General features: G+C 59.1%; 20 protein-coding genes and 1 pseudogene. 13 read left to right on the top strand and 8 right to left on the bottom strand.

The genetic code is table 11. From position 1 onward, the window contains the following. The first annotated feature begins 1 nt into the window (after position 1). From lepB to pdxJ, 5 genes are all read left to right on the top strand, one after another. Positions 2 to 856, top strand: coding sequence for a signal peptidase I (lepB, locus tag AC3IUE_RS26750; RefSeq protein ID WP_056743595.1), 855 nt, complete (start codon positions 2 to 4; stop codon positions 854 to 856). 184 nt (positions 857 to 1,040) lie between these two features. After that, a complete protein-coding gene (gene rnc / locus AC3IUE_RS26745; protein ID WP_010463056.1) occupies positions 1,041 to 1,730 on the top strand; it encodes a ribonuclease III in 690 nt (229 codons plus the stop codon). Beyond that, positions 1,723 to 2,625, top strand: coding sequence for a GTPase Era (gene era, locus AC3IUE_RS26740; RefSeq protein ID WP_008151577.1), 903 nt, complete (start codon positions 1,723 to 1,725; stop codon positions 2,623 to 2,625). Before rnc ends, era begins: the two co-directional genes overlap by 8 nt. A 173-nt stretch (positions 2,626 to 2,798) precedes the next feature. Next, positions 2,799 to 3,488, top strand: coding sequence for a DNA repair protein RecO (recO, locus tag AC3IUE_RS26735; RefSeq protein WP_489264250.1), 690 nt, complete (start codon positions 2,799 to 2,801; stop codon positions 3,486 to 3,488). 209 nt (positions 3,489 to 3,697) lie between these two features. Then, the gene (gene pdxJ, locus AC3IUE_RS26730) at positions 3,698 to 4,441 is read left to right on the top strand and encodes a pyridoxine 5'-phosphate synthase (RefSeq protein WP_150654752.1); all 744 of its coding nucleotides are present in this window, start codon (positions 3,698 to 3,700) and stop codon (positions 4,439 to 4,441) included. 30 nt (positions 4,442 to 4,471) lie between these two features. Here the strand turns inward: pdxJ and mltF are convergent, their stop codons facing one another. Continuing rightward, positions 4,472 to 5,932, bottom strand: coding sequence for a membrane-bound lytic murein transglycosylase MltF (mltF, locus tag AC3IUE_RS26725; protein WP_489264249.1), 1,461 nt, complete (start codon positions 5,930 to 5,932; stop codon positions 4,472 to 4,474). A 274-nt stretch (positions 5,933 to 6,206) separates the two neighbouring features. On the opposite strand from mltF, the gene purL reads away from it, so the two are divergent. Together purL and AC3IUE_RS26715 are read left to right on the top strand one after the other, a co-directional pair. Continuing rightward, positions 6,207 to 10,103, top strand: coding sequence for a phosphoribosylformylglycinamidine synthase (gene purL / locus AC3IUE_RS26720; RefSeq protein WP_489264248.1), 3,897 nt, complete (start codon positions 6,207 to 6,209; stop codon positions 10,101 to 10,103). A 20-nt stretch (positions 10,104 to 10,123) separates the two neighbouring features. Further along, positions 10,124 to 10,435: an NGG1p interacting factor NIF3 gene (locus tag AC3IUE_RS26715; RefSeq protein WP_489264247.1), complete on the top strand. Its 312-nt coding sequence runs from the start codon at positions 10,124 to 10,126 to the stop codon at positions 10,433 to 10,435. 191 nt (positions 10,436 to 10,626) lie between these two features. Here the strand turns inward: AC3IUE_RS26715 and AC3IUE_RS26710 are convergent. Then, positions 10,627 to 12,155, bottom strand: a protein-coding gene (locus tag AC3IUE_RS26710; RefSeq protein WP_185752810.1) for an IS3 family transposase whose coding sequence is annotated in 2 segments (ribosomal slippage) — positions 10,627 to 11,714 and positions 11,714 to 12,155 — 1,530 coding nt in all. Because the reading frame shifts where the segments join, the coding sequence is not laid out codon by codon here. A gap of 414 nt (positions 12,156 to 12,569) precedes the next feature. Continuing rightward, positions 12,570 to 12,659, bottom strand: a pseudogene (locus tag AC3IUE_RS26705) (hypothetical protein); the annotation flags it as partial. Positions 12,660 to 13,067: 408 nt separating this feature from the next. Between AC3IUE_RS26705 and AC3IUE_RS26700 the strand changes: the two are divergent. After that, positions 13,068 to 14,486 carry an amino acid permease gene (locus tag AC3IUE_RS26700; protein WP_056742046.1) on the top strand — a complete coding sequence of 473 codons (1,419 nt, stop codon included), beginning with the start codon at positions 13,068 to 13,070 and terminating at the stop codon, positions 14,484 to 14,486. Between the two features lie 54 nt (positions 14,487 to 14,540). On the opposite strand, the gene AC3IUE_RS26695 is transcribed toward AC3IUE_RS26700, so the two are convergent. Then, positions 14,541 to 15,665 (bottom strand): OpgC family protein, encoded by a 1,125-nt coding sequence (locus AC3IUE_RS26695; RefSeq protein ID WP_489264246.1) that lies wholly within the window; start codon positions 15,663 to 15,665, stop codon positions 14,541 to 14,543. 240 nt (positions 15,666 to 15,905) lie between these two features. On the opposite strand from AC3IUE_RS26695, the gene AC3IUE_RS26690 reads away from it, so the two are divergent. Genes AC3IUE_RS26690 through AC3IUE_RS26680 form a run of 3 tightly spaced genes read left to right on the top strand, consistent with a single transcriptional unit; the run spans position 15,906 to position 18,734 of the window. Continuing rightward, positions 15,906 to 16,280, top strand: a complete 375-nt coding sequence (locus AC3IUE_RS26690; RefSeq protein ID WP_056742044.1) for a GtrA family protein — start codon at positions 15,906 to 15,908, stop codon at positions 16,278 to 16,280. Continuing rightward, on the top strand, positions 16,277 to 17,218 hold the full coding sequence (locus AC3IUE_RS26685; protein WP_489264245.1) for a glycosyltransferase family 2 protein: 942 nt from the start codon (positions 16,277 to 16,279) through the stop codon (positions 17,216 to 17,218). The genes AC3IUE_RS26690 and AC3IUE_RS26685 overlap by 4 nt, the downstream gene beginning before the upstream one ends. Position 17,219: 1 nt before the next feature. Beyond that, positions 17,220 to 18,734: a glucosyltransferase domain-containing protein gene (locus AC3IUE_RS26680; protein ID WP_489264244.1), complete on the top strand. Its 1,515-nt coding sequence runs from the start codon at positions 17,220 to 17,222 to the stop codon at positions 18,732 to 18,734. A 9-nt stretch (positions 18,735 to 18,743) separates the two neighbouring features. Here the strand turns inward: AC3IUE_RS26680 and AC3IUE_RS26675 are convergent, their stop codons facing one another. The 3 genes from AC3IUE_RS26675 to AC3IUE_RS26665 all read right to left on the bottom strand — a co-directional run bounded on the left by AC3IUE_RS26675 (position 18,744) and on the right by AC3IUE_RS26665 (position 21,686). After that, complete coding sequence (locus AC3IUE_RS26675; protein WP_489264243.1) at positions 18,744 to 19,028, bottom strand: putative quinol monooxygenase; 285 nt, start codon at positions 19,026 to 19,028, stop codon at positions 18,744 to 18,746. Positions 19,029 to 19,085: 57 nt separating this feature from the next. Continuing rightward, on the bottom strand, positions 19,086 to 20,705 hold the full coding sequence (locus AC3IUE_RS26670; RefSeq protein WP_489264242.1) for an FMN-binding glutamate synthase family protein: 1,620 nt from the start codon (positions 20,703 to 20,705) through the stop codon (positions 19,086 to 19,088). 180 nt (positions 20,706 to 20,885) lie between these two features. Next, positions 20,886 to 21,686: a helix-turn-helix transcriptional regulator gene (locus AC3IUE_RS26665; RefSeq protein ID WP_008147857.1), complete on the bottom strand. Its 801-nt coding sequence runs from the start codon at positions 21,684 to 21,686 to the stop codon at positions 20,886 to 20,888. 125 nt (positions 21,687 to 21,811) lie between these two features. Here AC3IUE_RS26665 and AC3IUE_RS26660 point away from each other — a divergent pair, with 125 nt between their 5' ends. Continuing rightward, the gene (locus AC3IUE_RS26660) at positions 21,812 to 22,633 is read left to right on the top strand and encodes a carbon-nitrogen hydrolase family protein (protein ID WP_489264241.1); all 822 of its coding nucleotides are present in this window, start codon (positions 21,812 to 21,814) and stop codon (positions 22,631 to 22,633) included. A gap of 242 nt (positions 22,634 to 22,875) precedes the next feature. Further along, the gene (locus tag AC3IUE_RS26655) at positions 22,876 to 24,201 is read left to right on the top strand and encodes an APC family permease (RefSeq protein ID WP_123369261.1); all 1,326 of its coding nucleotides are present in this window, start codon (positions 22,876 to 22,878) and stop codon (positions 24,199 to 24,201) included. 124 nt (positions 24,202 to 24,325) lie between these two features. On the opposite strand, the gene AC3IUE_RS26650 is transcribed toward AC3IUE_RS26655, so the two are convergent. After that, positions 24,326 to 24,994 carry an ATP-binding protein gene (locus AC3IUE_RS26650; protein ID WP_489268961.1) on the bottom strand — a complete coding sequence of 223 codons (669 nt, stop codon included), beginning with the start codon at positions 24,992 to 24,994 and terminating at the stop codon, positions 24,326 to 24,328. Positions 24,995 to 25,013 lie beyond the last annotated feature (19 nt).

Below are 25,013 nucleotides of genomic sequence, written 5' to 3'. Positions count from 1 at the left end.
TATGTCACTAAATTTCCCGCTGTTGCTGGTCATCGCCGTGTTCGTCTGCGGCCTGTTGGCGTTGCTCGATCTGGTTTTCCTGGCGCCGCGTCGGCGTGCCGCCATTGCCTCCTATCAGGGCAGCGTCAGCCAGCCTGATGGGGTGGTGGTCGAGAAACTGAACAAAGAGCCGCTGCTGGTCGAATACGGCAAGTCGTTCTTCCCGGTGTTGTTCATCGTGCTGGTACTGCGTTCGTTCCTGGTGGAACCGTTCCAGATTCCTTCCGGCTCGATGAAACCGACCCTGGACGTTGGCGACTTCATTCTGGTGAACAAGTTTTCTTACGGGATCCGCTTGCCGGTGATCGACAAGAAAGTCATCGAAGTCGGTGATCCACAGCGCGGCGATGTGATGGTGTTCCGTTACCCTAGCGATCCGAACGTCAACTACATTAAACGTGTGGTGGGCCTGCCGGGTGACCAGATTCGTTACACCGCCGACAAGCGTCTGTTCGTCAACGGTGAGTCGGTTGCCGAACAACTGGTCGGCTCCGAGCCGGGCACGTTGGGCAGCGCTGAGCTCTACAAGGAAAAACTCGGCGTTGCCGAGCACCTGATCCGCAAGGAAATGAGCCGTTACCGCGCAACGCCGGACCACTCGTGGACCGTGCCTGCCGGGCACTACTTCATGATGGGCGACAACCGCGACAACTCGAACGACAGTCGCTTTTGGGATGATCCGAGCATTCCCAAGGATCTGCTGGGCATGGTTCCCGACAAGAATATCGTCGGCAAGGCCTTCGCAGTCTGGATGAGCTGGCCGGAACCTAAACTCAGTCACCTGCCGAATTTCTCGCGGGTTGGCCTGATCAAGTAATCACACACGGCGCTGTTGAACACAGCGCCGAATGCATTTCTGGAACCGGCATAATCGGCACCAGAAGCATGAAAACAATGATATTCAGGACGTTATTTTTGAACACAGCGTTAATTGTCCCAAGCCTGTGCCGCATCACGGCGATGGCGGTGGAATCCAACCACGAACTCAGCGTGGGTAAACCGTGAGCGTCTCCTTAAGCCGTCTCGAGCGTCAGCTCGGCTACACCTTCAAGGATCAGGAACTGATGGTCCTGGCCCTGACTCACCGCAGCTTTGCCGGGCGTAACAACGAACGCCTGGAATTCCTTGGTGATGCCATCCTTAACTTCGTCGCTGGCGAGGCGCTGTTCGATCGCTTCCCGCTGGCTCGCGAAGGTCAGTTGTCGCGCTTGCGCGCACGCCTGGTGAAAGGCGAGACCCTGGCCGTACTGGCTCGCGGTTTCGATCTGGGCGAATACCTGCGCCTGGGTTCCGGTGAATTGAAAAGCGGCGGTTTCCGTCGCGAGTCGATTCTGGCCGATGCCCTTGAAGCGCTGATTGGTGCGATCTACCTGGATGCCGGCATGGACATGGCGCGCGAGCGTGTGTTGGCCTGGCTGGCCGGGGAGTTCGAAGGCCTGACGCTGGTCGACACCAACAAAGATCCAAAAACCCGCCTGCAGGAATTCCTGCAGTCGCGTGGTTGTGAGCTGCCACGTTACGAAGTGGTGGATATCCAGGGTGAGCCACATTGCCGGACGTTCTTCGTCGAATGTGAAATCACCTTACTGAATGAAAAAAGCCGAGGTCAGGGTGTGAGTCGTCGTATTGCCGAACAGGTAGCGGCCGCCGCAGCACTGATTGCCCTGGGTGTGGAGAATGGCAATGACTGATTCAACTGCAACTCGCTGTGGCTATGTTGCCATCGTCGGCCGTCCCAACGTGGGCAAGTCCACGCTGCTGAACCACATCCTGGGTCAGAAACTGGCGATCACCTCGCGCAAACCGCAGACCACCCGCCACAACATGCTGGGTATCAAGACCGAAGGCGCCGTGCAGGCGATCTACGTCGACACCCCAGGCATGCACAAAGGTGGCGAGAAAGCCCTGAACCGCTACATGAACAAGACCGCTTCGGCGGCGTTGAAAGACGTCGACGTGGTGATCTTCGTGGTTGACCGCACCAAGTGGACCGACGAAGACCAGATGGTCCTCGAGCGCGTTCAATACGTGACCGGCCCGCTGATCGTGGCGCTGAACAAGACTGACCGCATCGAAGATAAAGCCGAGCTGATGCCGCACCTGACCTGGTTGCAGGAACAGTTGCCGAACGCGCAGATCATGCCGATCTCGGCCCAGCACGGGCATAACCTCGAAACGCTGGAGCGCGTGATTGCCGGTTACCTGCCGGAAAACGATCACTTCTTCCCGGAAGACCAGATCACCGACCGCAGCAGCCGCTTCCTCGCCGCTGAACTGGTACGCGAGAAAATCATGCGCCAGATGGGCGCCGAGCTGCCGTACCAGATCACCGTCGAAATCGAAGAGTTCAAGCAGCAGGGCAAAACCCTGCACATCCATGCCTTGATCCTCGTCGAGCGCGACGGCCAGAAGAAAATCATCATTGGCGACAAGGGCGAGCGGATCAAACGCATCGGCACCGAGGCGCGCAAGGACATGGAATTGCTGTTCGATTCCAAGATCATGCTCAACCTCTGGGTCAAGGTGAAAGGCGGCTGGTCCGACGACGAGCGCGCCTTGCGTTCGCTGGGTTACGGCGACCTGTAACCCCCGGTTCCAGATACACCAGAGAAACCTGTGGGAGCGAGCTTGCTCGCGATGAGGGCCTGAAATTCAACATCCATGTTGACTGACAGACCGCAATCGCGAGCAAGCTCGCTCCCACATTGGTTTTGGGTAGTTTATAAAGCTGTGCTCGTTCATTGAGAACTCTGACGCCCATGTCCCAAACTCCACCCCCCGGCCAACCCGCTTTCGTGCTCCACAGTCGCGCCTACCGCGAAAACAGCGCGCTGGTGGATTTCCTTACGCCGCAAGGTCGGCTGCGGGCGGTGTTGCGCAGTGCTCGGGGCAAGGCCGGAACGCTGGCGCGGCCATTCGTGCCGCTGGAGGTCGAGTTCCGTGGGCGTGGTGAATTGAAGAACGTCGGCCGCATGGAAAGCGCTGGCGTCTCCACCTGGCTCAATGGTGAGGCGTTGTTCAGCGGTCTCTACCTCAATGAGCTGTTGATTCGGCTGTTGCCGTCCGAAGACCCGCATCCCGCTGTGTTTGACCACTACGCTGCGACCCTGCTTGCGCTTGCCGAAGGTCGTCCGCTGGAACCGTTGTTGCGTTCCTTCGAGTGGCGGCTGCTCGATGATCTCGGTTACGGCTTCGCCTTGACCACCGACATCCATGGCGAGCCCATCGCGCCGGACGGTCTCTACCGTCTGCAAGTGGATGCGGGGCTCGAACGGGTCTACCTGCTGCAACCCGGTCTGTTCAACGGCACCGAACTGTTGGCCATGGCTGATGCAGATTGGTCTGCCCCTGGCGCGCTATCGGCAGCCAAGCGCTTGATGCGCCAGGCACTGGCCGTTCATCTGGGCGGTCGTCCCTTGGTGAGTCGCGAGTTGTTTCGCAAGCCATAGGGTCTGTTGATGCTTGGCAGCGGCCGCGCCGGGCGCCCACTTGGCGCAGGGCTGCGTTGCTCGGAACTTATTTGGAACAACCAAACTACGTTCCTCGCGCCTTGCCCTGCACCAAGTGGTCATCCGTCGCGGCCGCTGCCAAACATCAACAGACCCTATCTCCCCGTGTATGCTGTGCGCCGAACTTTTCCATTTTCAGGAGCGCTTCCGTGACCACCAGCAATCGCATTCTTCTTGGCGTGAACATCGATCATGTTGCCACCCTGCGTCAGGCCCGGGGCACGCGCTATCCGGATCCGGTCAAGGCAGCACTGGACGCGGAAGAGGCGGGCGCTGACGGCATTACCGTGCACCTGCGCGAAGACCGTCGGCACATTCAGGAGCGCGATGTGTTGCTGCTCAAGGATGTGCTGCAAACCCGCATGAACTTCGAAATGGGCGTCACCGAAGAGATGATGGCGTTCGCCGAACGCATTCGTCCGGCGCACATTTGCCTGGTACCGGAAACCCGTCAGGAGCTGACGACCGAAGGTGGTCTGGACGTGGCAGGGCAGGAAGCGCGGATCAAGGCGGCGGTGGATCGCCTGGCGAAAATCGGCTGTGAAGTGTCGCTGTTCATCGACGCTGACGAGCGGCAGATCGAAGCGTCCCGTCGTGTTGGTGCGCCGGCTATTGAGCTGCATACCGGTCGTTATGCCGATGCCGAGACGCCGACCGATGTGGCTGAAGAGCTCAAGCGTGTGGCGGATGGCGTGGCGTTTGGTCTGGCTCAGGGTTTGATCGTCAATGCCGGTCACGGTCTGCACTATCACAACGTTGAAGCAGTGGCCGCGATCAAGGGCATCAACGAACTGAACATCGGTCACGCGCTGGTGGCTCATGCGTTGTTCGTCGGGTTCAAGTCGGCTGTTTCGGAGATGAAAGCGCTGATTCTGGCCGCCGCCAAAGCTTAAAAGCCAAACACAAAGCCAATGTGGTGGCTGTTAAAGCTGAGGGGTTTCTGGATTCGGCTTGGTCTTGTCGACCCCCGGCACATGCAGGTTGCCCTCGGCGACCTGATTGCCTTCCAGTTGCGGCTGGGTCACCCACGTCAGGATGTCGTAGTAGCGGCGGATGTTCGCCACGAAGTGAACGGGTTCGCCGCCACGGGCGTAGCCGTAACGGGTTTTGCTGAACCACTTCTTCTCGGACAGGCGCGGCAGGATCTTTTTCACGTCCAGCCACTTGTCCGGGTTCAATCCTTCCTTGGCCGCCAGTTTGCGCGCGTCATCCAAGTGGCCGCTGCCAACGTTGTAGGCTGCCAGTGCAAACCATGTGCGATCCGGCTCCTGGATCGACTCATCCAGCTGATCCTTCATGTAGGCCAGGTACTTGGCGCCACCCATGATGCTTTGTTTGGGGTCCAGTCGGTTGGACACACCCATGGCCTGCGCGGTGTTCTGGGTCAGCATCATCAGGCCACGCACGCCGGTCTTCGATGTGACGGCCGGTTGCCATAGCGATTCCTGATAGCCGACTGCGGCCAGCAGGCGCCAATCGACTTTCTCTTTCTTGGCGTACGCCTTGAAGTGCTGTTCGTATTTGGGCAGACGTTGCTGCAAGTGTTGGGCGAAGGTGGTGGCGCCCATGTAACCCAGTACGTCGACGTGCCCGTAATAGCGGTCTTTCAGACGTTGCAAGGTGCCGTTTTTCTTCACCTTGTCGAGGTAGTCGTTGATCTCGTTGAGCAAGCTGTTGTCGTCGCCAGCGGCCACCGCCCAGCTCTGGTTGCTGGCATCACCGAGGTCGAAGGCCACTTGTATGTTGGGGAAGTAGACCTGGTTCATCGCGACTTCGTTTGAATCGACCAGGGTCAGATCGATCTGACCTTCATCGACCATCCGCAGCAAGTCGACGACTTCAACGGCGTCGGACTCTTCGTATTCAATGCCGGGAAATTTCTTTTTCAGCTCCGCCAACTGCTCGGCGTGGGTGCTGCCCTTGAGCACCATGATCTTCTTGCCCACCAGATCCTTCGCGTCGGTCGGCCGGGATTGGCCGTTGCGATAGATGATCTGTGGGGTGACTTCGAGATAGGAGTGGGAAAACCGCACCTGCTTTTTACGTGCTTCGCTGCTGACCAGGCCGGCAGCAGCGATCACCGGGCCGTTGGGTTTGCCCACCTGATTAAACAGGTCGTCGAGGTTGTCGGCGGTTTCGATTTTGAGTTCCACCCCCAGATCGTCGGCGAAGCGCTTCACCAGCTCGTATTCGAAGCCGGTTTCACCGTTGCGATCCTGAAAGTAGGTGGCGGGGCTGTTACGGGTAACCACCCGCAGCACGCCATCCTCCTTTACGCGCTCCAGCGTGTTGGGTTTATCAACACAGCCACCGAGCACCAGGAAGAGTCCGGTTGCGATCAGCCATTTGGCGAACCGCGGACGCAAAGCCGTTGGGGAAAACATCTGCGCAGTATACGCAAAGGACCACGAGCGCCATATCTCGACAGCGAAGGGCTTGTCTGCTAGGCAACTGAAAACCGCTCCGGAGCCCGCAGGAATGGGCCCGAGCAGCATTTTGTGACAGAAAAAATAACGCTCGGCGCGCGCCTGTTCGAGGTCCGAACACCCGGCCCGACGCCCGGGTGCAGCCGCCCGTACCGTTTCGGGTGATGTCGCGGCCTGTTTAGGCTAGAATGCACGGCCTCAAAGCACACCCCTTCCCGAGGCTGTCCCGAAGATGTTGATCCTGCGCGGCGCTCCTGCCCTTTCTGCCTTTCGCCACAGCAAACTCCTTGAGCAACTGAGCCAGAAGGTCCCGGCTGTCAGCGGCTTGTATGCTGAATTCGCTCACTTCGCCGAAGTTACCGGCGTCCTGACCGGCGACGAACAGCAGGTGCTCGCGCGCCTTCTGAAGTACGGCCCAAGTGTTCCGGTACAAGAGCCAACCGGTCGTCTGTTCCTGGTGTTGCCGCGGTTCGGCACCATCTCGCCATGGTCCAGTAAAGCCAGCGACATCGCTCGCAACTGTGGCCTGACGAAAATCCAGCGTCTTGAACGTGGCATCGCGTTCTACGTCGCCGGCCAGTTCAGCGACGCCGAAGCGCAACTGATCTCCGATGCGCTGCACGACCGCATGACCCAGATCGTCCTCGGCAACCTTGAACAAGCCGCCGGCCTGTTCAGTCATGCCGAGCCGAAACCGCTGACCGCGATCGACGTGTTGGGTGGCGGCCGCGCCGCGCTGGAAAAAGCCAACACCGAGCTGGGCCTGGCCCTGGCCGAAGACGAGATCGACTATCTGGTCAATGCCTTCGTCGGCTTGAAGCGCAACCCGCACGACATCGAACTGATGATGTTCGCCCAGGCGAACTCCGAGCACTGCCGTCACAAGATCTTCAACGCCAGTTGGGACATCGACGGTCAGAGCCAGGAAAAAAGCCTGTTCGGCATGATCAAGAACACCTACGTGATGCACAGCGAAGGCGTGTTGTCGGCTTATAAGGACAACGCTTCGGTGATCGTCGGCAACGTCGCCGGTCGTTTCTTCCCGGACCCTGAAACCCGCCAGTACGGCGCGGTGCAGGAACCGGTGCACATCCTGATGAAAGTCGAAACTCACAACCACCCGACCGCGATTGCCCCGTTCCCGGGCGCGTCCACTGGTTCCGGTGGCGAGATTCGCGACGAAGGCGCAACCGGTCGCGGTGCCAAGCCAAAGGCTGGCCTGACCGGCTTCACCGTGTCCAACCTGCAAATCCCGGGTTTCGAACAGCCGTGGGAAGTGCCGTACGGCAAGCCTGAGCGCATCGTCACTGCGCTGGACATCATGATCGAAGGCCCACTGGGTGGTGCCGCGTTCAACAACGAATTCGGTCGTCCGGCCCTGACCGGTTACTTCCGTACCTTCGAACAGTCGATCACCACCCCGCGTGGCGACGAAGTTCGCGGTTACCACAAGCCGATCATGCTGGCCGGCGGTATGGGTAACATCCGTGCCGAACACGTGCAGAAAGGCGAGATCATCGTTGGCTCCAAGCTGATCGTGCTCGGCGGTCCAGCCATGTTGATCGGACTGGGCGGCGGCGCGGCTTCCTCCATGGCCACCGGCACCAGCTCGGCCGACCTGGACTTCGCTTCCGTACAGCGCGAAAACCCTGAGATGGAACGTCGCTGCCAGGAAGTCATCGACCGTTGCTGGCAGTTGGGCGAACACAACCCGATCAGCTTCATCCACGACGTCGGCGCGGGCGGTCTGTCCAACGCCTTCCCGGAACTGGTCAACGATGGCAACCGTGGCGGTCGCTTCGAACTGCGCAACATTCCAAACGACGAGCCGGGCATGGCCCCGCACGAAATCTGGAGTAACGAATCCCAGGAACGCTACGTTCTGGCGGTCGGCCCGGCTGACTTCGAACGCTTCCAGGCGATCTGCGAACGCGAGCGTTGCCCGTTTGCCGTCGTCGGCGAAGCCACTGCCGAGCCGCAACTGACGGTCACCGACAGTCACTTCGGCAACAGCCCGGTGGACATGCCACTGGAAGTGCTGCTGGGCAAAGCCCCGCGCATGCACCGTTCGGCCGTTCGTGAAAACGAAATGGGCGACGATTTCGATCCGTCGACCCTGGAGATCGCAGACTGCGTTGAACGCGTCCTGCATCACCCGGCCGTTGCGAGCAAAAGCTTCCTGATCACCATCGGTGACCGCACCATCACCGGCCTCGTGGCCCGTGATCAGATGGTCGGCCCGTGGCAGGTTCCGGTAGCCGACGTTGCCGTCACCGCCACCAGCTTCGACGTGTACACCGGTGAAGCCATGGCCATGGGCGAGCGTACTCCGCTGGCTCTGCTGGACGCTCCGGCGTCGGGCCGTATGGCCATCGGCGAAACCCTGACCAACATCGCGGCTTCGCGCATCAACAAAATCTCCGACATCAAACTGTCGGCCAACTGGATGTCCGCTGCCGGTCACCCGGGTGAAGACGCGCGTCTGTATGACACCGTGAAAGCGGTCGGCATGGAATTGTGCCCGGACCTCGGTATCACCATTCCGGTGGGCAAGGACTCCATGTCCATGGCCACGCGCTGGAACGACGAGGGCGTCGACAAGACCGTGACCTCGCCGATGTCCCTGATCGTGACCGGTTTTGCGCCTGTGGCTGACATCCGTCAGACCCTGACGCCGGAACTGCGCATGGACAAGGGCACCACCGACCTGATCCTGATCGATCTGGGCCGTGGCCAAAACCGCATGGGCGCCTCGATCCTGGCCCAGGTTCACGGCAAGCTCGGCTCGCAAGCACCGGATGTCGACGACGCCGAAGACCTCAAAGCCTTCTTCGCCGTGATACAGGGCCTCAACGCCGACGGTCACCTGCTGGCTTACCACGACCGTTCCGACGGTGGTCTGCTGACCAGCACCGTGGAAATGGCTTTCGCCGGCCATTGCGGTCTGAGCCTGAACCTCGACGGTCTGGCAGAAACCTCCGCCGACATCGCTGCAATCCTGTTCAACGAAGAACTGGGCGCCGTGATCCAGGTTCGCCAGGACGCTACTCCAGACATCCTCGCGCAGTTCAGCGCTGCCGGTTTGGGTGACTGCGTATCGGTGATCGGTCAGCCGATGAACAACGGCCAGATCAGCATTACCTTCAACGGCGAAACCGTGTTCGAAGGTCAGCGTCGTCTGCTGCAACGTCAGTGGGCTGAAACCAGCTACCAGATCCAGCGTCTGCGTGATAACGCCGACTGCGCCGAACAAGAGTTCGACGTTCTGCTGGAAGAAGACAACCCGGGCCTGAGCGTCAAGCTGAGCTACGACGTCAACCAGGACGTCGCCGCGCCTTACATCAAGAAAGGCATCCGCCCACAGGTTGCCGTGCTGCGTGAGCAGGGCGTCAACGGTCAGGTGGAAATGGCGGCCGCGTTCGACCGCGCTGGTTTCAACGCGATCGACGTGCACATGAGCGACATTCTGGCCGGCCGTGTCGACCTGAACGAGTTCAAAGGTCTGGTCGCTTGCGGCGGTTTCTCCTACGGCGACGTACTGGGTGCCGGCGAAGGCTGGGCCAAGTCCGCGCTGTTCAACAGCCGCGCTCGCGATGCGTTCCAGGGCTTCTTCGAACGTAACGACAGCTTCACCCTCGGCGTGTGCAACGGTTGCCAGATGATGTCCAACCTGCACGAGCTGATCCCGGGCAGCGAGTTCTGGCCGCACTTTGTGCGCAACCGTTCCGAGCAGTTCGAAGCCCGTGTGGCGATGGTTCAGGTCCAGGAATCGAACTCGATCTTCCTGCAAGGCATGGCCGGTTCGCGTATGCCGATCGCTATTGCTCACGGTGAAGGTCATGCCGAGTTCGCCAGCGAAGAAGCGTTGCTGGAAGCTGATCTGTCGGGTTGTGTGGCGATGCGCTTTGTCGACAACCACGGCAAGGTCACCGAAAGCTACCCGGCCAACCCGAACGGCTCGCCGCGCGGGATCACCGGTTTGACCAGCCGCGACGGTCGCGTGACGATCATGATGCCTCACCCGGAGCGTGTGTTCCGCGCGGTGCAGAACTCGTGGCGTTCGGAAGACTGGAACGAAGACGCGCCTTGGATGCGTATGTTCCGTAATGCTCGTGTTTGGGTTAACTAAGAGCGGGTTAACTGAAGGCTATGTATAAGCTTTCCTTTTTTGTTCCGGCCAGTCATGTGGAACAGGTCAAAAGTGCCGTATTCGCCGCCGGTGGCGGACGGATCGGCGCTTATGACCATTGCGCCTGGCAAGTGCTCGGCCTCGGCCAGTTTCGTCCATTGGATGGCAGTCAGCCGTTTATTGGTGAAGCGGGGCAGGTCGAGCAGGTTGAGGAATGGAAGGTTGAGCTTGTCGTGGCGGATGAGTTGATTCGTTCTGTGGTGATGGCTCTGAAGCAGAGTCATCCCTATGAGACGCCGGCTTATGAAGTGTGGCGGTTGGAGGATTTTTGATCTGCCTGCCGCTGAAATGAGAAACCCGCTGAACAGTGTTTGGCGGGTTTTTTTTGTCCGCGATTTGGAGAGAGGTGGAGTACATATCCATTTCTGCGGTAACGGCCACTTAGGGTTTCGCCCTTACGGCGACTCACTTTTTTTTCAAACCGGTACGTGTCAAGGTACCTGTCGCCTTGCTCCTACAGTTGTTAGCCCGTTGCGCCCCTAATTTCAGGGCGTTCCGGGTTTAAATACACCGCATCTGCGAGCTTCCAGTTCCGTGTCCGAGTACTCCAGCGGCTCGGATTAGCTTCCCTCGCATCTTCATACAGCGCTGCTCTAGCTTTTAATAAAGCTGTAGCTTTGCCTTCGTGGCGTTCGTTTGGTGTCACGTATTTCAAAGCACTGTGGCGGTGATCTTCGTTGTACCACTCGATAAATTTCTGTACCCAAAGCCTTGCTTCCGTGACCGTATCAAATGGTTGATCCGGCCAGAGTGGGCAGTACTTTGCGGTGCGAAAAAGTGCCTCGGCATAGGCGTTATCATTGCTCACCCTTGGCCGGCTAAAAGAGGGTTCGACGCCCAGGGCTATCATGCTTTCACGTAACAAAGAGCCTCTCATAACGTGGCCGTTATCCGAGTGCAGCACCAACGGACGACCTGCTGTGTGTTCACGTAAGCATCCTTTTCTGAGCAGCTCACACGCGTGTTCAGCGCATTCAACCTCATGCACTTCATTGGCAACCAGCTTGCGGCTGAAGACATCCTTGACCATGTACCAGTAGAAAAAACGACCTTTGACAGTGCTGGGCAGCCAAGTGATATCCCAACACCACACTTGATTGGGAGCGTCAGCGCGATGCGTCGTCAGCACCCTGCGTTTTGGGGCTTTGGTACGGCCACGACGCACGTTTTGATTGGCGGCTTTTAACACACGATAAAACGTCGACTCCGAAGCCAGATAGATGCCTTTATCAGCCAGCTTAGGAACGATTTGGTGCGGGGTGAGGCTGGCGTAGCCAGCCTGATTGGCAGCATCAAGAACCGCTTGGCGCTCTGCCTCACTGAGCTTGTTCGTCGGCATTGCCCGCTGAGCCAGCAGTCGCCCATCACAGTCAGCGTGTCGCCAGCGTTGAACTGTTCGCAGGCTCAGCCCCAGCTCATTACAGGCTCGATATCGACGAGCACCATTCAGCACCGCGTCTGCAATCAACTTCATGGCGTGCGTACGATCAGAGGCGTTGATCAGTCTTCCTTGTCCTTGCCCCAGATCGCATTGGCTTTTTTTCTGAGCTCCAGCAAGGCCACCGCCTCCGCACGACCGGCATCAGACTGGATCAGTTGACGCTCAAGTACTTTGATGCGCCGTTCCTCAGCTGTCTTGGAGGTTCGAGAGTTGAGATCAACAACCGGATTGGCGTTTTGGCAAGCCACTCGCCACTGTTGGATTTGCTCAGGGTAAATGCCCTTGATTCGGCAGTACTGAGAGATCTCAACCTCGCTCAATGGCGCGGTTTCCATGACCGCATTGAATTTATCGGCGCTTGACCATTGATCACTGGTCTTGCCGTTTCCCGGAACGATCAAGCCCTTATCTCTAGCCATTTGCCTCCAGTTTCGCAGTGACTGTGGCGTGAGATTGAGCGCAACGGCAAGTTCTGCCACTGATCGATTGAGGGGCGGCATCATTTGCAGAACGACCCAGTCTTTGAAGTCGCTTTCGTATCGCTTGCCCATTTTGGACATTGTTATGCACCTTCGCCCTCTTGAATGATTGAGTCAATCAACAAGGGCGACAGGTAGCCTGACACGGAGGGAAACGCCAAAATAAAGTAAGCAAAAAAAGGCTCGCCCCGAGCGTCCGGCCCCTCGCTTAGGCTCGGCGTTCCTTCGTTCCGGCATTCATCTGGGGGCATCGCCTCCGGTCGGCTTCGCTTCGACCTCCTCTCGATGTGTTCGACTTCGTCGAACGGCGCTGCGCGCCTACCCCCCAGATGAACGCCTCCACTCAGCCTCCCGAGGGGGCGGGTGGATCAAGGTCAAGAGCTGCAGGCGAGCTAACGCTCGGCCTGTTGAGTGGTGAGGAGCGAGACGGGTATGCACTGCTTTGCTTTTTGTGGGAGCAAGCTTGCTCGCGATGCGCCCCAACGCAGGCATCGCCAAGCGAATCTCATCGGCAATGCTGTCTGCCATCGGCCCGACCACGACCTGCAAACTCGCACCCTTACCCGGGCGCTGTATCCAGCGTCCCCTCGCCACATAAATCCCCTCGCCACAGAGGTTGAGTCGCCTGAAAGGTTTGAGCTAGAGCCATCTCCATGCGAATGCAGGCTGGATAGGGGCATGACGATGCACCATTACCGTGCAATACTCCGCGCCGTTTCATTGTCGAATAATCCTACTTAAGGCAGGTAATGCCCCTCCGCAAACCGCGCTTTTCCCGAGAGTTCTCGCTGAATGTTGTGGTTTATAGAGTGAAAAACCCTGCGGGAAGCTTTTTATACTGCACGCCCCGCTGATCTTGCAGGTTTTGTCCTACAAGACGGGTTTGCCCACGAAGCAGGCTCGGTTTCAGAAAAGCATTGGCTTACCGGTCAGCGCTTCGACACTCGGTGGTCATATCCAATAACAAGACGAGGTTGTACCCCTATGCCAGGCAATCACCTGCCCAATGGCGAGACCGCTCAAGGCGGCCCGCTCAAACGCGAACTCGGCGAACGGCATATTCGCTTGATGGCACTCGGTGCCTGTATCGGCGTCGGTCTGTTCCTCGGTTCGGCCAAGGCCATCGAGATGGCCGGTCCGGCAATCATGCTGTCTTACATCATCGGCGGTCTGGCGATCCTGGTGATCATGCGCGCCCTCGGCGAGATGGCGGTGCACAACCCGGTCGCCGGCTCCTTCAGCCGTTATGCTCAAGACTATCTCGGCCCATTGGCGGGCTTCCTGACCGGTTGGAATTACTGGTTCCTGTGGCTGGTGACCTGCGTTGCGGAAATCACCGCGGTGGCGGTGTACATGGGCGTCTGGTTTCCCGATGTGCCGCGCTGGATCTGGGCGCTCGCCGCGTTGATCAGCATGGGCTCGATCAACCTGATCGCGGTGAAAGCCTTCGGTGAGTTCGAATTCTGGTTCGCCCTGATCAAGATCGTCACCATCATTGCAATGGTGGTTGGCGGGATCGGCGTGATCGCGTTCGGCTTCGGCAACGACGGCGTGGCGCTGGGGGTTTCCAATCTCTGGGCGCACGGCGGCTTCATGCCCAACGGCGTGCAAGGCGTGTTGATGTCCCTGCAAATGGTGATGTTCGCCTACCTCGGCGTCGAGATGATCGGCCTGACCGCCGGTGAAGCGAAGAACCCGCAGAAAACCATTCCCAATGCGATCGGCTCGGTGTTCTGGCGGATTCTGCTGTTCTACGTCGGCGCGCTGTTCGTGATCCTGTCGATCTACCCGTGGAACGAAATCGGCACCCAGGGCAGCCCGTTCGTGATGACCTTCGAGCGTCTGGGTATCAAGACTGCCGCCGGCATCATCAACTTCGTGGTGATCACCGCAGCACTGTCGTCCTGCAACGGTGGCATCTTCAGTACCGGGCGCATGCTCTACAGTCTGGCGCAGAACGGTCAGGCCCCGGCCGGTTTCGCCAAGACCTCGAACAACGGCGTGCCGCGTCGCGCCTTGCTGCTGTCGATCGGTGCCTTGTTGCTGGGCGTGCTGCTCAACTACCTGGTGCCTGAGAAAGTGTTCGTCTGGGTGACGGCGATTGCCACCTTCGGCGCGATCTGGACCTGGGTGATGATCCTGCTGGCCCAGCTCAAGTTCCGCAAAGGCCTGAGCGCCAGCGAGTGTGCCGGCCTGAAATACAAGATGTGGTTGTACCCGGTCAGCTCGTATCTGGCGCTGGCGTTTTTGGTGCTGGTGGTCGGCCTGATGGCGTACTTCCCGGACACTCGCGTGGCGCTGTATGTGGGCCCGGCGTTCCTGGTCCTGCTGACGGTGTTGTTCTATGTGTTCAAGCTGCAACCGACCAATGTGTCACAGGGTGCGGTGCGTTCGGCTTCGTAAGGCGTAACGCCTGAAATGGAAAAGCCCCGGTCCATTGGCCGGGGCTTTTGCATTTCAGGCTGTGGCGGTTTGCACTGATCGATTCAGGCGTTTATTGAAGTCCAGCCACGCCCCCAGCAACGCCATCACCCCGGCACCCACCAACGCTGTGAAAACCTGCATGGCAAACGCATCGTCGGTCAGGGCGTTGAGCATGTCCGCCAAGGGCGCCAACAGCACGCCGAGGCAGAAAACTTCCAGTGAGTAGCGCCCCATGCGGCAGCATTGCTGCGCCAGCCAGTTTTGCGTCCAGCCGTTGCCGGGCAAGAGCCTGGCGGTGACATAAGCCAGCGCCAGGAAGTGCAGCAGACGGACCGGCGACAGATCGGTCTTGCTGATCGGGTACAGCAGGTTGCTCAGGCGGGCCGGCATCAGGGCATCGTGTATTTCCGGCCAGCGCCAGGAGACAGTAATCACGCCGGTCACCACCACGTACACCGCCGCGCTGACAAACAAGGGCTGGCGCAACAGCGGGCGAGTGTCGGGCAACCGTGGCCGCAGCCCGTGAATCGCCGCAAAGCCGCCGAGGATAAACAGCAGTTGCCAGGTGACGGGGTTGAAGTACCACACACCGTCCTTGATGGCCGCAAGGTTCCAGCCAAACCGCGGTGCCAGCAAGTACACCGCCAATGACACCGCCACGACCGCCCACGGCTTGCGCACCAGCAACGGCAGGACCAGTGGCAATCCCGCCAACAGCACGATGTACAACGGCAGCGGGTCCATCAGGTTCGGTTTGAAGCGCAGCAGTAACTCATCCGTCAACGCTTGCTGGGGGTTGGTGATGAAGTGATGCAGGCCCATTTCCTCCACCAGATCGCGGGTTTCCACATGGCTGTTGGCGAAGAACACGATGCCCATCAGCATGGCCAGCAGGAAAATATGGACCACGTAGAGCACCCAGGCGCGCCGCAGAATCTTCACGCAGGCGATCAGGTAGCCATCGCGCGCAAGGATTTTGCCGTAGGCCAGAACGGCCGCGTAGCCGGCGAGAAACACGAATATTTCTGCGGCATCGCTGAAACCGACATTGCGCAGGGTGATTTGGCCAAGGGGGTTGTGAGGCACGTGATCCCAAAAAATGAAGATCAGTGCCAGGCCGCGAAAAAAGTCGATTCGGTGATCGCGCTCAAACGTCATGACGGCGGGCTCGTGAACGGGTGTTGAGAATAAGGAGTAGCCGAAGGCGCCAAAGGTTGCGCGCCGCATATCGGCGGCGCGCAGGGTGGCGTGATTCGCAGGTAATTGCAAAACCGGGATATTACGGGATGTCTCCTGGCGTGAGGAAAGCCTTAACCGCTGGTCTGAAAGGCGCTCAGACCTGTGATTTCTGACAGTAGACAGGTTCAAAATTTTATGACGTGAAACAGGAGGGTCACCATGAAGCTTTTGTGGAAAGGATTTTCCAGCTACACGGTGGTCGGGGTCGCCAACACGCTGATCCACTGGCAAATCTTCTTCCTGCTGAGCGTGGGGGCCGGCCTCAGTCAGGCGGTCAGTAACCTGGCTGCCTTCTGCGTGGCTGCCTCGTTTTCCTTCTACATGAACGCGCTGTACACCTTCGATGCCAAGGCGTCAGTCGGCGGTTATCTTCTATTCTTGGGAGCCATGGGGGCGCTGAGTCTGGGCGTCGGCCATGCAGGCGACGTGTGGAGACTTCACGGCCTGCTGACGGTGGCTATCTTTTCGGCATTGAGCCTGGTGCTTGGCTTTCTGTTTTCAAAGTACGTGGTCTTTCGCGAGCGTAACGCATGAAAGTCTCGTTGATCGTTCCGGTATTCAATGAAGAACAGGCGATCAGCCTGTTTTATCAGGCCGTGCGTCGCGAGTTGAGGCTTGACCAGGCTGAGATCGAAATCGTGTTCATCAACGATGGCAGTTCCGACCGGACGGCTGAGGAGGTCAAGGCCCTGGCGCAGGTCGATGAACAGGTATTGCTGATCAACTTCTCGCGCAACTTCGGCAAGGAACCAGCGTTGTTCGCCGGCCTGGAATATGCCACCGGCGATGCGGTGATTCCCATGGATGTCGATTTGCAGGACCCGATCAGCGTCATCCCGCGGTTGATTGGCGAATGGCAAAAAGGCGCGGATGTGGTGCTCGCCAAGCGCCGGGATCGCACCGCCGACAGTTACCTGAAACGCCACAGCGCGTCGCTGTTCTACCGTGTGCTGAACCGTATCGCTTACACCCGCATCGAAGAAAACGTCGGGGATTTCCGGCTGATGGATCGCAAGGTGGTTAACGTGATTCGTGCGCTTCCCGAGCACCAGTTGTTCATGAAGGGCGTGCTGTCATGGGCCGGATTCAACACCGTGGTGGTGGAGTACGAGCGAGCTGAGCGAGTGGCGGGCACCAGCAAGTTCAATGGCTGGAAGCTCTGGAACCTGGCGCTGGAAGGCGTGACCTCCTTCAGTACGGTGCCGTTGCGCCTATGGACTTACGTCGGCGGTGGCATTTCGATTTTCGCAGTGCTCTACGCGGTGTACATGGTGCTGGACAAGATTTTCTTCGGCAACAGCGTCCCCGGTTACCCGTCGTTGATGACGGCCATTCTGTTTCTCGGCGGCGTGCAACTGATCGGCATCGGCATCCTCGGTGAGTACGTCGGCCGCATTTACATCGAGGCCAAGCATCGGCCGCGCTATGTGGTGAAAGACGTCGTCGGCGGCAAAGACCGGCTCGGAATTTAGCATGGGCAGGTTCAGCGACTTTTTCAGCAAGGAACTCGGGCGTCGGCAAGTCTGGCTGTTTTTTCTGTTGGCGACCTTTGTGTATGTGGTGCCGCTGATCCTTGCGGACTATCCGTATATCGACGACAACTGGCGATCGTTGTCGGCCGCGGCCGGTTCGGCCTGGGCGGAGCAGGGACGGTTATTCACCGAGCTGTTCTACAACCTGCTGACCTTCAGCAATGCCGCGCCGAACATCTTTCCGCTGCCACTGTTGATCGCCTCGTTGGCCATGGCCGCGGCGTTGACCAGTCTGACGTTTCATTACTACCCGCAACCGACGATTGCTTGCTGCCTGGTGCCGTTGCCGCTCTGGTACAACCCGTTCTTTCTGCAAAACCTGTCTTATCAATACGACGGACCCGCCATGGCTTTGAGCGTGGTGGCGGTCATCTATGCGATCACCATTCGTCCCCCCTCGCGCATTCAGCAGTGGCTGGTGCCGTCCTTCCTGGTTGCCTTGGCGATAGGGCTGTATCAGGTGAGCTTCAATGTGTTTCTCGGGTTGTGTTGCCTCGAAGTGCTCAGGGGCGCCAATGACAAACTGGCCTGGCCGAAGTGGTGCGAGTTGATCGGCTGGAAAATCGCTCAGGCCTTCCTGGGCTGCCTGATTTACGCCGTCAGTGCTTATCCGTTCACTCAGCAGAATCGCACCCTGCTGCTGAACTGGGCCGCGGAGCCGTTGCTGCAACTGCACGTCAACATCGCCAGAGTGCTGGAAAAAGTCGTGCTGCTGTTTCACGGCGGATTTGCCTGGGTGTTCGCGGGGTTGTTGCTGTGTGCCATTGCTGGCGCAGTTCGCCTGGGGCTCAACGTCGTGGCGCGTCAGGACAGCACAGCGAACAAAATGCTGATCGGCCTGATCTGTGTGCTGGCATTACCGGTAGTGACCTTACTGGTGTCGGGTATGGCGCTGTTTTTCCGGGACTTCAATGAAGGCGCCAGGACCCTGATGGGCTTCGCGGTTCTGTTGGTGCTGTTGTTCTATTTGAGCCATCTGGCGCTGGCACGAATCCACCAGCGGTTGTCGCTGTTGTTGATGGTTCCACTGCTGGCGATGCTTTCGCTGTCGTACGCCTATGGGCGGGTGCTGACCGTGCAGAAAGCCTTCGCGGCCAGCGCGTTGTTAAGTCTTGAACACGATATCGCGTCGAATCGACAGCTGCTCGAGGCCAAGCGCATCTACATGTCAGTGACCTATTCCGATCACTGGCTGCGGGGGGCGGCGGGCTCGTTCAAGCAAATGCCGGTGCTGCACTATCTGCTGAACATCGACTTCTTCATGCTGGCCGAGAACCTGCCGAAAGTGGGCATCACCAACGTCGTTGCGGAGAAGGAGCGACGTAACGCGACGAGGGTGGGTTATCAGGGTTATCCACCGGTGGTGGAGAACCTGTACTACCGAATTTATCTGCTGGGGGATTACGGTTTTATTGTCATGAAAGAGCCAGCGCCGATTAAGGCGCTGCACTGGTGACGGCGGGCGTCAGAACGCATCCATCCGCACGACAATGCAATCCCTGGCCTGGTAAGCGTTGATCTGCGGTACCAGCCGCCGAAAATGCTCCGACTGGCAATGAGCATCCAGCGCCGCCTGATTCGGCCATTGTTCGATGAAGATAAAGTGCCCGGGATCTTTTTGATCGATGAATAAGTCGTAAGCGATGCAATCAGGCCCCAGTCGAGTCTTCTCGACCAGTTCGGCGTACCACGGGCGAACGGTTTCAATGTGTTCGGGTTTGATGAAATCCCGAGCGATGACTTTCAGCATGGTGTTCTTCCTTGATGTAATCCCAACCTCCCGATGAGATTGGCGTTCAAACGTTGTTTACGCGGCAGCCACCTCATTCGGCTCAAAACTGTCCGCCCGCGCCATCTGCCACATCCGCGAGTAAAACTCGCCATTCACTTCACCGGTCAACAATTCCCCCGGTTTCAAGAACACATGCAGCTGCGAGAACAATTTGATCTCGGTTGCCGACATGCGCCGTACCAAATGCTTGGCCGACAATTGCGAAGGATGTTCCAACCCTGCAGCGGCAAGCATTTCGGCCAACGCCTTGAGCGTGTTGCGGTGGAAGTTGAAGACGCGTTGGGCCTTGTCCGGGACGACGAGTGCGCGTTGGCGCAGGGTGTCCTGGGTGGCGACGCCGGTCGGGCATTTGTTGGTGTGACAGCTTTGCGACTGGATGCAGCCGATGGCGAACATGAAGCCGCGCGCCGAGTTGGCCCAGTCGGCGCCGATGGCCAGGACGCTGGCAATGTCGAAGGCGCTGACGATCTTGCCGCTGGCGCCGAGTTTGATTTTGTCTCGCAGGTTCAGGCCGACGAGCGTGTTGTGCACGAACAGCAGGCCTTCGCGCATCGGCACACCAATGTGGTCGGTGAATTCCACGGGCGCGGCGCCAGTGCCGCCTTCCTTGCCATCGACCACGATGAAGTCGGGGAGGATGCCGGTTTCCAGCATGGCCTTGGCGATGCCCATGAATTCCCACGGATGGCCCAGGCAAAACTTGAAGCCCACCGGTTTGCCGCCGGACAGTTCGCGCAGCTGCTGGATGAAGTGCATCAGTTCAACCGGCGTGGAAAACGCGCTGTGCCGCGACGGCGAGATGCAATCTTCGCCCATCAGGATGCCGCGGGTTTCGGCGATTTCCTTGGTGACCTTGTGCTTGGGCAGAATCCCGCCATGACCGGGCTTGGCGCCTTGGCTCATCTTGATTTCGATCATCCGCACTTGGGGTGTCTGCGCTTGTGCTGCGAAGCGTTCAGGGTCGAAGCGCCCGTCAGCGGTGCGGCAGCCGAAGTAGCCGCTGCCGAGTTCCCAGGTCAGGTCGCCGCCGTTTTCCCGATGATAGGCGCTGATGCTGCCTTCGCCGGTGTCGTGGGCGAAGTTGCCAAGTTTCGCCCCCTGGTTCAGCGCGCGAATGGCGTTGGCGCTGAGGGAGCCGAAGCTCATGGCCGAGATGTTGAACACCGACGCCGAGTACGGCTGCGTGCACTGCGGGCCGCCGACCGTTACCCGGAAACTGCTCGGGTCGCTCAACGGCGCCGGGCGCATGGAATGGCCGATGAATTCGAAACCCGACTGATACACATCGATCAACGTGCCGAAAGGTTTGTCGGCGCTTTCGTTCTTGGCCCGTGAATAGACCAGCGAACGCTGAGCCCGGGAGAAGGGCAGGGCGTCGCTGTCGGACTCGAGCAGGTACTGGCGGATTTCCGGGCGAATACCCTCCACCAGATAGCGGATGTTGCCGAGGATCGGGTAATTACGGCGCACGGCGTGAGGGCTTTGCAGCAGATCGAACAGGCCCACGAGGCTGAGAATGCCGGTGACGGCGGTGATCGGCCAGAGCCAGTCGTGCTCCAGGAAGGGCAGGCTGGCGAGAGTAAACATCACACAGACGGCAAAGAAGGCGTAGCGGCTCAGGAGTGACAGGCTCATACGGTTTCCTTGGGTTCGGACTCGGTTGTGTTAAACACCGTGGAGTACCTGACACACATCACTGTGGGAGCGAGCTTGCTCGCGATGGCGGCCGACCAGTCAACATTGATGTAGCAGACAGAGCGCTATCGCGAGCAAGCTCGCTCCCACAGTAAAAGCGAAAAGCATCCCACCGGGCGGTCAGGCATTTTGTGCCTGGAGAAAAATCGAAAACAGTTCTGACTGGGATTTGATCCCCAGTTTGCTGTACATGTGTTTCTTATGGACTTTCACGGTTTCGACAGAGATTTCCAGCTTACGGGCGATTTCTTTACTGGAGCAACCGCTGAGCATCAAACGCCCGACATCCAGCTCCCGAGCGGTCAATTGCGCGCCTTTGAGTTGTTGCACCGACGCCTCCAGCTGCACGCGCCAGTCGACTTGCGGCGGTGCTGGCGCGAGGGCCACGACTTCGTTGATTTCGTAGGGCAGGCGCTGGCGCAACAGGCCGAGCACCCAGGGCTGGATCAGCGACAGCAAGGCAATCTGCTGGCCGCTGAAACGTTGCTTGCTGCCCAGTGACAGGCACAGCGTGCGGTCGCCTTCGAGCTGGCAATTGAACTGGATTTCGTCGGCGACCACATTCAGACGAAAGTAGCGCTGGTAATACTCGGTCAGCTCGAAATGCTCCGGCGCCACTTCCGACAGGCGATAGAGCCCGGTGCGCGACTGCTCGCGACAGGCGATGTAGAACGGATCGAGCAGGTACAAACCGCGCAGGTAATCCTGGAACAACTGATCGGGACTGCCGTCCGCGCCCGGGCATTCGGCGAACACTTGCGGGTGCTGATCGGCGCTGAAAAGCAGCGCCACCCAGCTGTCGAAGGTCACGTACTGATCCAGCAACCGTACCAGCTGCGTCCAGAAATTGGGCTTGTCCAGGGCATCGATCAGTTGCCCGACCGAGCGGTGCCACGCGATGTCGTCTAACGAAAGTGTCATGCCTCTACCCCTATCGGGTTACCCCGGCGGCGTGATTTCCCGGCCGGTGGCTTGCTGCGCATACTGGCGCACAGACACCGACCGGGCAATCTTTCTACCAGCCTGGTCAAGAACAAGGAATACCCATGAAAGTCGAACTCGCCCAGTTGGCGGGCCGTGACAACGACACGGCTTACAACCTCGAACGCGCTTTGAAGGCGATGGCTGCCTGTGCTGCCGATACGCAGTTGATCGTGTTTCCCGAAACCCACCTGATGGGCTTCCCGTCCCTTGAGGCGTTGGCCGAAACCGCCGAACCGCTGGACGGTCCGACCGTCAGCGCGGTGCTGGCTGCGGCCCGTGAACGCAACATCGCCGTGGTGATCGGCATGGCCGAGAACGACAACGGCTGCTTCTACAACACCACGCTGCTGATCACCCCCGAAGGCATCGCACTGAAATATCGCAAGACGCACCTGTGGGCGTCGGATCGTGGTGTGTTCGAGGCCGGAGACCGTTACGCCACGTGTGAGTGGAACGGTGTGCGCGTTGGCCTGCTGATTTGCTACGACATCGAATTCCCGGAAACCGCCCGGGCCCTGGCGCAATTGGGGGCCGAACTGCTGATCGTCACCAACGGCAACATGGACCCTTACGGCCCGACTCACCGCACCGCGATCATGGCCCGTGCCCAGGAAAACCAGGCGTTTGCGCTGATGGTCAACCGGGTGGAAGAGGGCGATGGCGGGTTGGTGTTTGCGGGTGGCAGTGCGCTGGTGGATCCGCTGGGGACTTTGTTGTTCGAGGCCGGGCGCGAGGAGGGGCAGTTTGCAGTGGAGCTGGACCTGAATCAGCTGACGGCGGCGCGACAGGATTATCGGTATCTGGATGATCAGCGGCTGCGGTTGCCGGGGGAAATTGTTGAGCATGCTTGTGGGTTGCGGGAGCTGATGATTCCTCAGAGATGATCCGGATACTTTGTGGTTTGTGCTGACCTCATCGCGAGCAAGCTCGCTCCCACAGGGGATCTTCAGCGGATACAAAATTCGTGAACGACAGAGAACAACTGTGGGAGCGAGCTTGCTCGCGATGAGGCCCTGACAGGCGACACATCTCTGTCGGCCAAAAAACCAGAACAACAACGAAACACCCGAAATTTAGCGCCGAACTCGGCTCTGCCATAAATCTAATAAATTCGGAGTAGTCGCTCATGGCTCGTTTGCAACGCACCCTGTCATTGGGTTCGGTGGTGCTGTTCGGCATCGCCTACATGACGCCGATCATCGTGCTCGGCACTTTTGGCATCCTCGCTCAATCCACCGCCGGCATGGTCCCGGCCGCTTATCTGGCGGCGCTGGTGGCGATGTTTTTCACCGCCATGAGTTACGGCCGAATGGCCTCGGCGTTTCCCGTCGCTGGCTCGGCCTATAGCTATGTCCGCAAGGCGATCAGCCCGAAACTCGGTTTCATCGCCGGTTGGGCCGTGCTGCTCGACTACCTGTTCCTGCCGATGGCGATCTGGCTGATCGGCGCGGCCTACCTCAATTCCGCCTTCCCGGCCGTGCCGCAGTGGATCTGGGTGCTGGCGTTCATCGGCATCACCAGTGCGATCAACATCGTCGGTCTGAAACTGGCCAACGGCATCAACGCGTTACTGATGCTGGTGCAGTTCCTGGTGCTGATCGCCTTCGTTGCGCTGTGCGTTCATTACGTCGGTGGCGATGCGAGCACGCCGTTGTGGTCGGTCAAACCGTTCTTCAACGGTGACATGCAGATGCCGCTGATCATGAGCGGTGCAGCCATCGCCTGTTATTCATTCCTCGGGTTTGACGCGGTCAGCACCCTGACCGAAGAAACCCGCGACCCGCGCCGCACCATCCCGCGAGCGATCATGCTGATCACCCTGATCGGCGGGTTGATCTTCGTCGGTGTGTCGTACTTCGTGCAGATCGCGCACCCGTCGTTCCAGTTCGACAGCGTCGACTCGGCGGCCTATGAAATTGCCCGCAACATTGGTGGTGACCTGTTCGTGTCGATCTTCCTGATCGGCCTGATCGTCGGCCAGTTCGCGTCGGGCCTGTCGGCGCAGGCCAGCGGCTCGCGGCTGTTGTTCGCTATGGGCCGCGACGGTGTGCTGCCAAAATCGTTCTTCGGCACCTTGCATGAACGCTTTGGCACGCCGGTCAACAGCATCCTGCTGTGCGCCGTGGTCGCGTTGCTGGCGCTGAAACTGGACGTCACCACCTCGACCTCGTTCATCAACTTCGGCGCGTTCCTGGCGTTCAGTCTGGTGAACCTGTCGGTGATCTTTCACTACTGGATTGGCGGTGAGAACAAAGGGCTGCGTGAATTCGTGTTGTTCCTGCTGTTCCCGTTTATCGGTCTGGCGGCGGATTTGTGGCTGATGGTCAGCCTCGATCACCTGGCGATCTATCTGGGCCTGAGCTGGCTGGCGATTGGCGTGGTGTACCTGGCGGTGCTGACCGGCGGCTTCCGTCGCCAGCCACCGGAGATGGATTTCCAGGAGGCCACATAATTGTCTGACGGGTGAGAAAACTGTGGGAGCGAGCCTGCTCGCGAAGGCGGTGTGTCAGTCACTATCAATGTTGACTGACATGGCCCCTTCGCGAGCAGGCTCGCTCCCACATTTTGAATGGTGGTCAAGCGGCTGGTTTTGTCTGGCGCACCGGTAGCTCAACCCTGAAGGTGGTCCCCACGCCGACTTCGCTGCGCACCGTAATATCTCCCCGATGTTTTTTCACGATGCCATAGGACAGGGACAACCCCAGCCCTGTCCCCTGGCCCACCGGTTTGGTGGTGAAGAACGGGTCGAAGATTTTCTGCAGGCAGTCCGGCGCAATGCCGGCGCCGGTGTCTGCGACTTCGATCCACACCGTTTCCGCTTCAAGCCCGGTGCGCAAGGTGATGGTGCCACGCTCCGGGCCGATGGCCTGAGAGGCGTTGACGATCAGGTTCATGATCACCTGATTGATTTGCGAAGGCAGGCATTCGATGTCGGGCAGGACCTGATATTCCTTGAGCACATCGGCCTTGTACTTGAGTTCGTTGGCGACAATGTTCAAGGTCGATTCGATGCCCTGTTGCAGATTGGCCCATTGCCATTCCTGATTGGAGTCCACCCGGGAGAAGTCCTTCAGGTCCTTGACGATCTGCCCGACCCGGTTGATGCCGTCCTTGGATTCCTTGATCAGCAGCGGAATGTCTTCGCGCAGGAACTCCAGCTCGACCCGTTCGCGCAGTTGGTGCAAACGCTCGACGATCTCGCTGGAGCCGATCGCCTCTTCCGCATCCCGATAGGCTTCGAGCATTTCCTGCAGTTGTTTGAAG

This window comes from Pseudomonas sp. GL_093 (assembly GCF_057837605.1).
This window is presented reverse-complemented; position numbering and strand designations above follow the sequence as displayed.

What these genes read in the sequence shown, in the direction of transcription:
- lepB (WP_056743595.1), top strand. Translation starts at nt 2, where the DNA reads ATGTCACTAAATTTCCCGCTGTTGCTGGTCATCGCCGTGTTCGTCTGC.
- era (WP_008151577.1), top strand. Translation starts at nt 1,723, where the DNA reads ATGACTGATTCAACTGCAACTCGCTGTGGCTATGTTGCCATCGTCGGC.
- recO (WP_489264250.1), top strand. Translation starts at nt 2,799, where the DNA reads ATGTCCCAAACTCCACCCCCCGGCCAACCCGCTTTCGTGCTCCACAGT.
- mltF (WP_489264249.1), bottom strand. Translation starts at nt 5,932, where the DNA reads ATGTTTTCCCCAACGGCTTTGCGTCCGCGGTTCGCCAAATGGCTGATC.
- purL (WP_489264248.1), top strand. Translation starts at nt 6,207, where the DNA reads ATGTTGATCCTGCGCGGCGCTCCTGCCCTTTCTGCCTTTCGCCACAGC.
- AC3IUE_RS26715 (WP_489264247.1), top strand. Translation starts at nt 10,124, where the DNA reads ATGTATAAGCTTTCCTTTTTTGTTCCGGCCAGTCATGTGGAACAGGTC.
- AC3IUE_RS26700 (WP_056742046.1), top strand. Translation starts at nt 13,068, where the DNA reads ATGCCAGGCAATCACCTGCCCAATGGCGAGACCGCTCAAGGCGGCCCG.
- AC3IUE_RS26695 (WP_489264246.1), bottom strand. Translation starts at nt 15,665, where the DNA reads ATGACGTTTGAGCGCGATCACCGAATCGACTTTTTTCGCGGCCTGGCA.
- AC3IUE_RS26690 (WP_056742044.1), top strand. Translation starts at nt 15,906, where the DNA reads ATGAAGCTTTTGTGGAAAGGATTTTCCAGCTACACGGTGGTCGGGGTC.
- AC3IUE_RS26685 (WP_489264245.1), top strand. Translation starts at nt 16,277, where the DNA reads ATGAAAGTCTCGTTGATCGTTCCGGTATTCAATGAAGAACAGGCGATC.
- AC3IUE_RS26680 (WP_489264244.1), top strand. Translation starts at nt 17,220, where the DNA reads ATGGGCAGGTTCAGCGACTTTTTCAGCAAGGAACTCGGGCGTCGGCAA.
- AC3IUE_RS26675 (WP_489264243.1), bottom strand. Translation starts at nt 19,028, where the DNA reads ATGCTGAAAGTCATCGCTCGGGATTTCATCAAACCCGAACACATTGAA.
- AC3IUE_RS26670 (WP_489264242.1), bottom strand. Translation starts at nt 20,705, where the DNA reads ATGAGCCTGTCACTCCTGAGCCGCTACGCCTTCTTTGCCGTCTGTGTG.
- AC3IUE_RS26665 (WP_008147857.1), bottom strand. Translation starts at nt 21,686, where the DNA reads ATGACACTTTCGTTAGACGACATCGCGTGGCACCGCTCGGTCGGGCAA.
- AC3IUE_RS26660 (WP_489264241.1), top strand. Translation starts at nt 21,812, where the DNA reads ATGAAAGTCGAACTCGCCCAGTTGGCGGGCCGTGACAACGACACGGCT.
- AC3IUE_RS26655 (WP_123369261.1), top strand. Translation starts at nt 22,876, where the DNA reads ATGGCTCGTTTGCAACGCACCCTGTCATTGGGTTCGGTGGTGCTGTTC.
- AC3IUE_RS26650 (WP_489268961.1), bottom strand. Translation starts at nt 24,994, where the DNA reads ATGCTCGAAGCCTATCGGGATGCGGAAGAGGCGATCGGCTCCAGCGAG.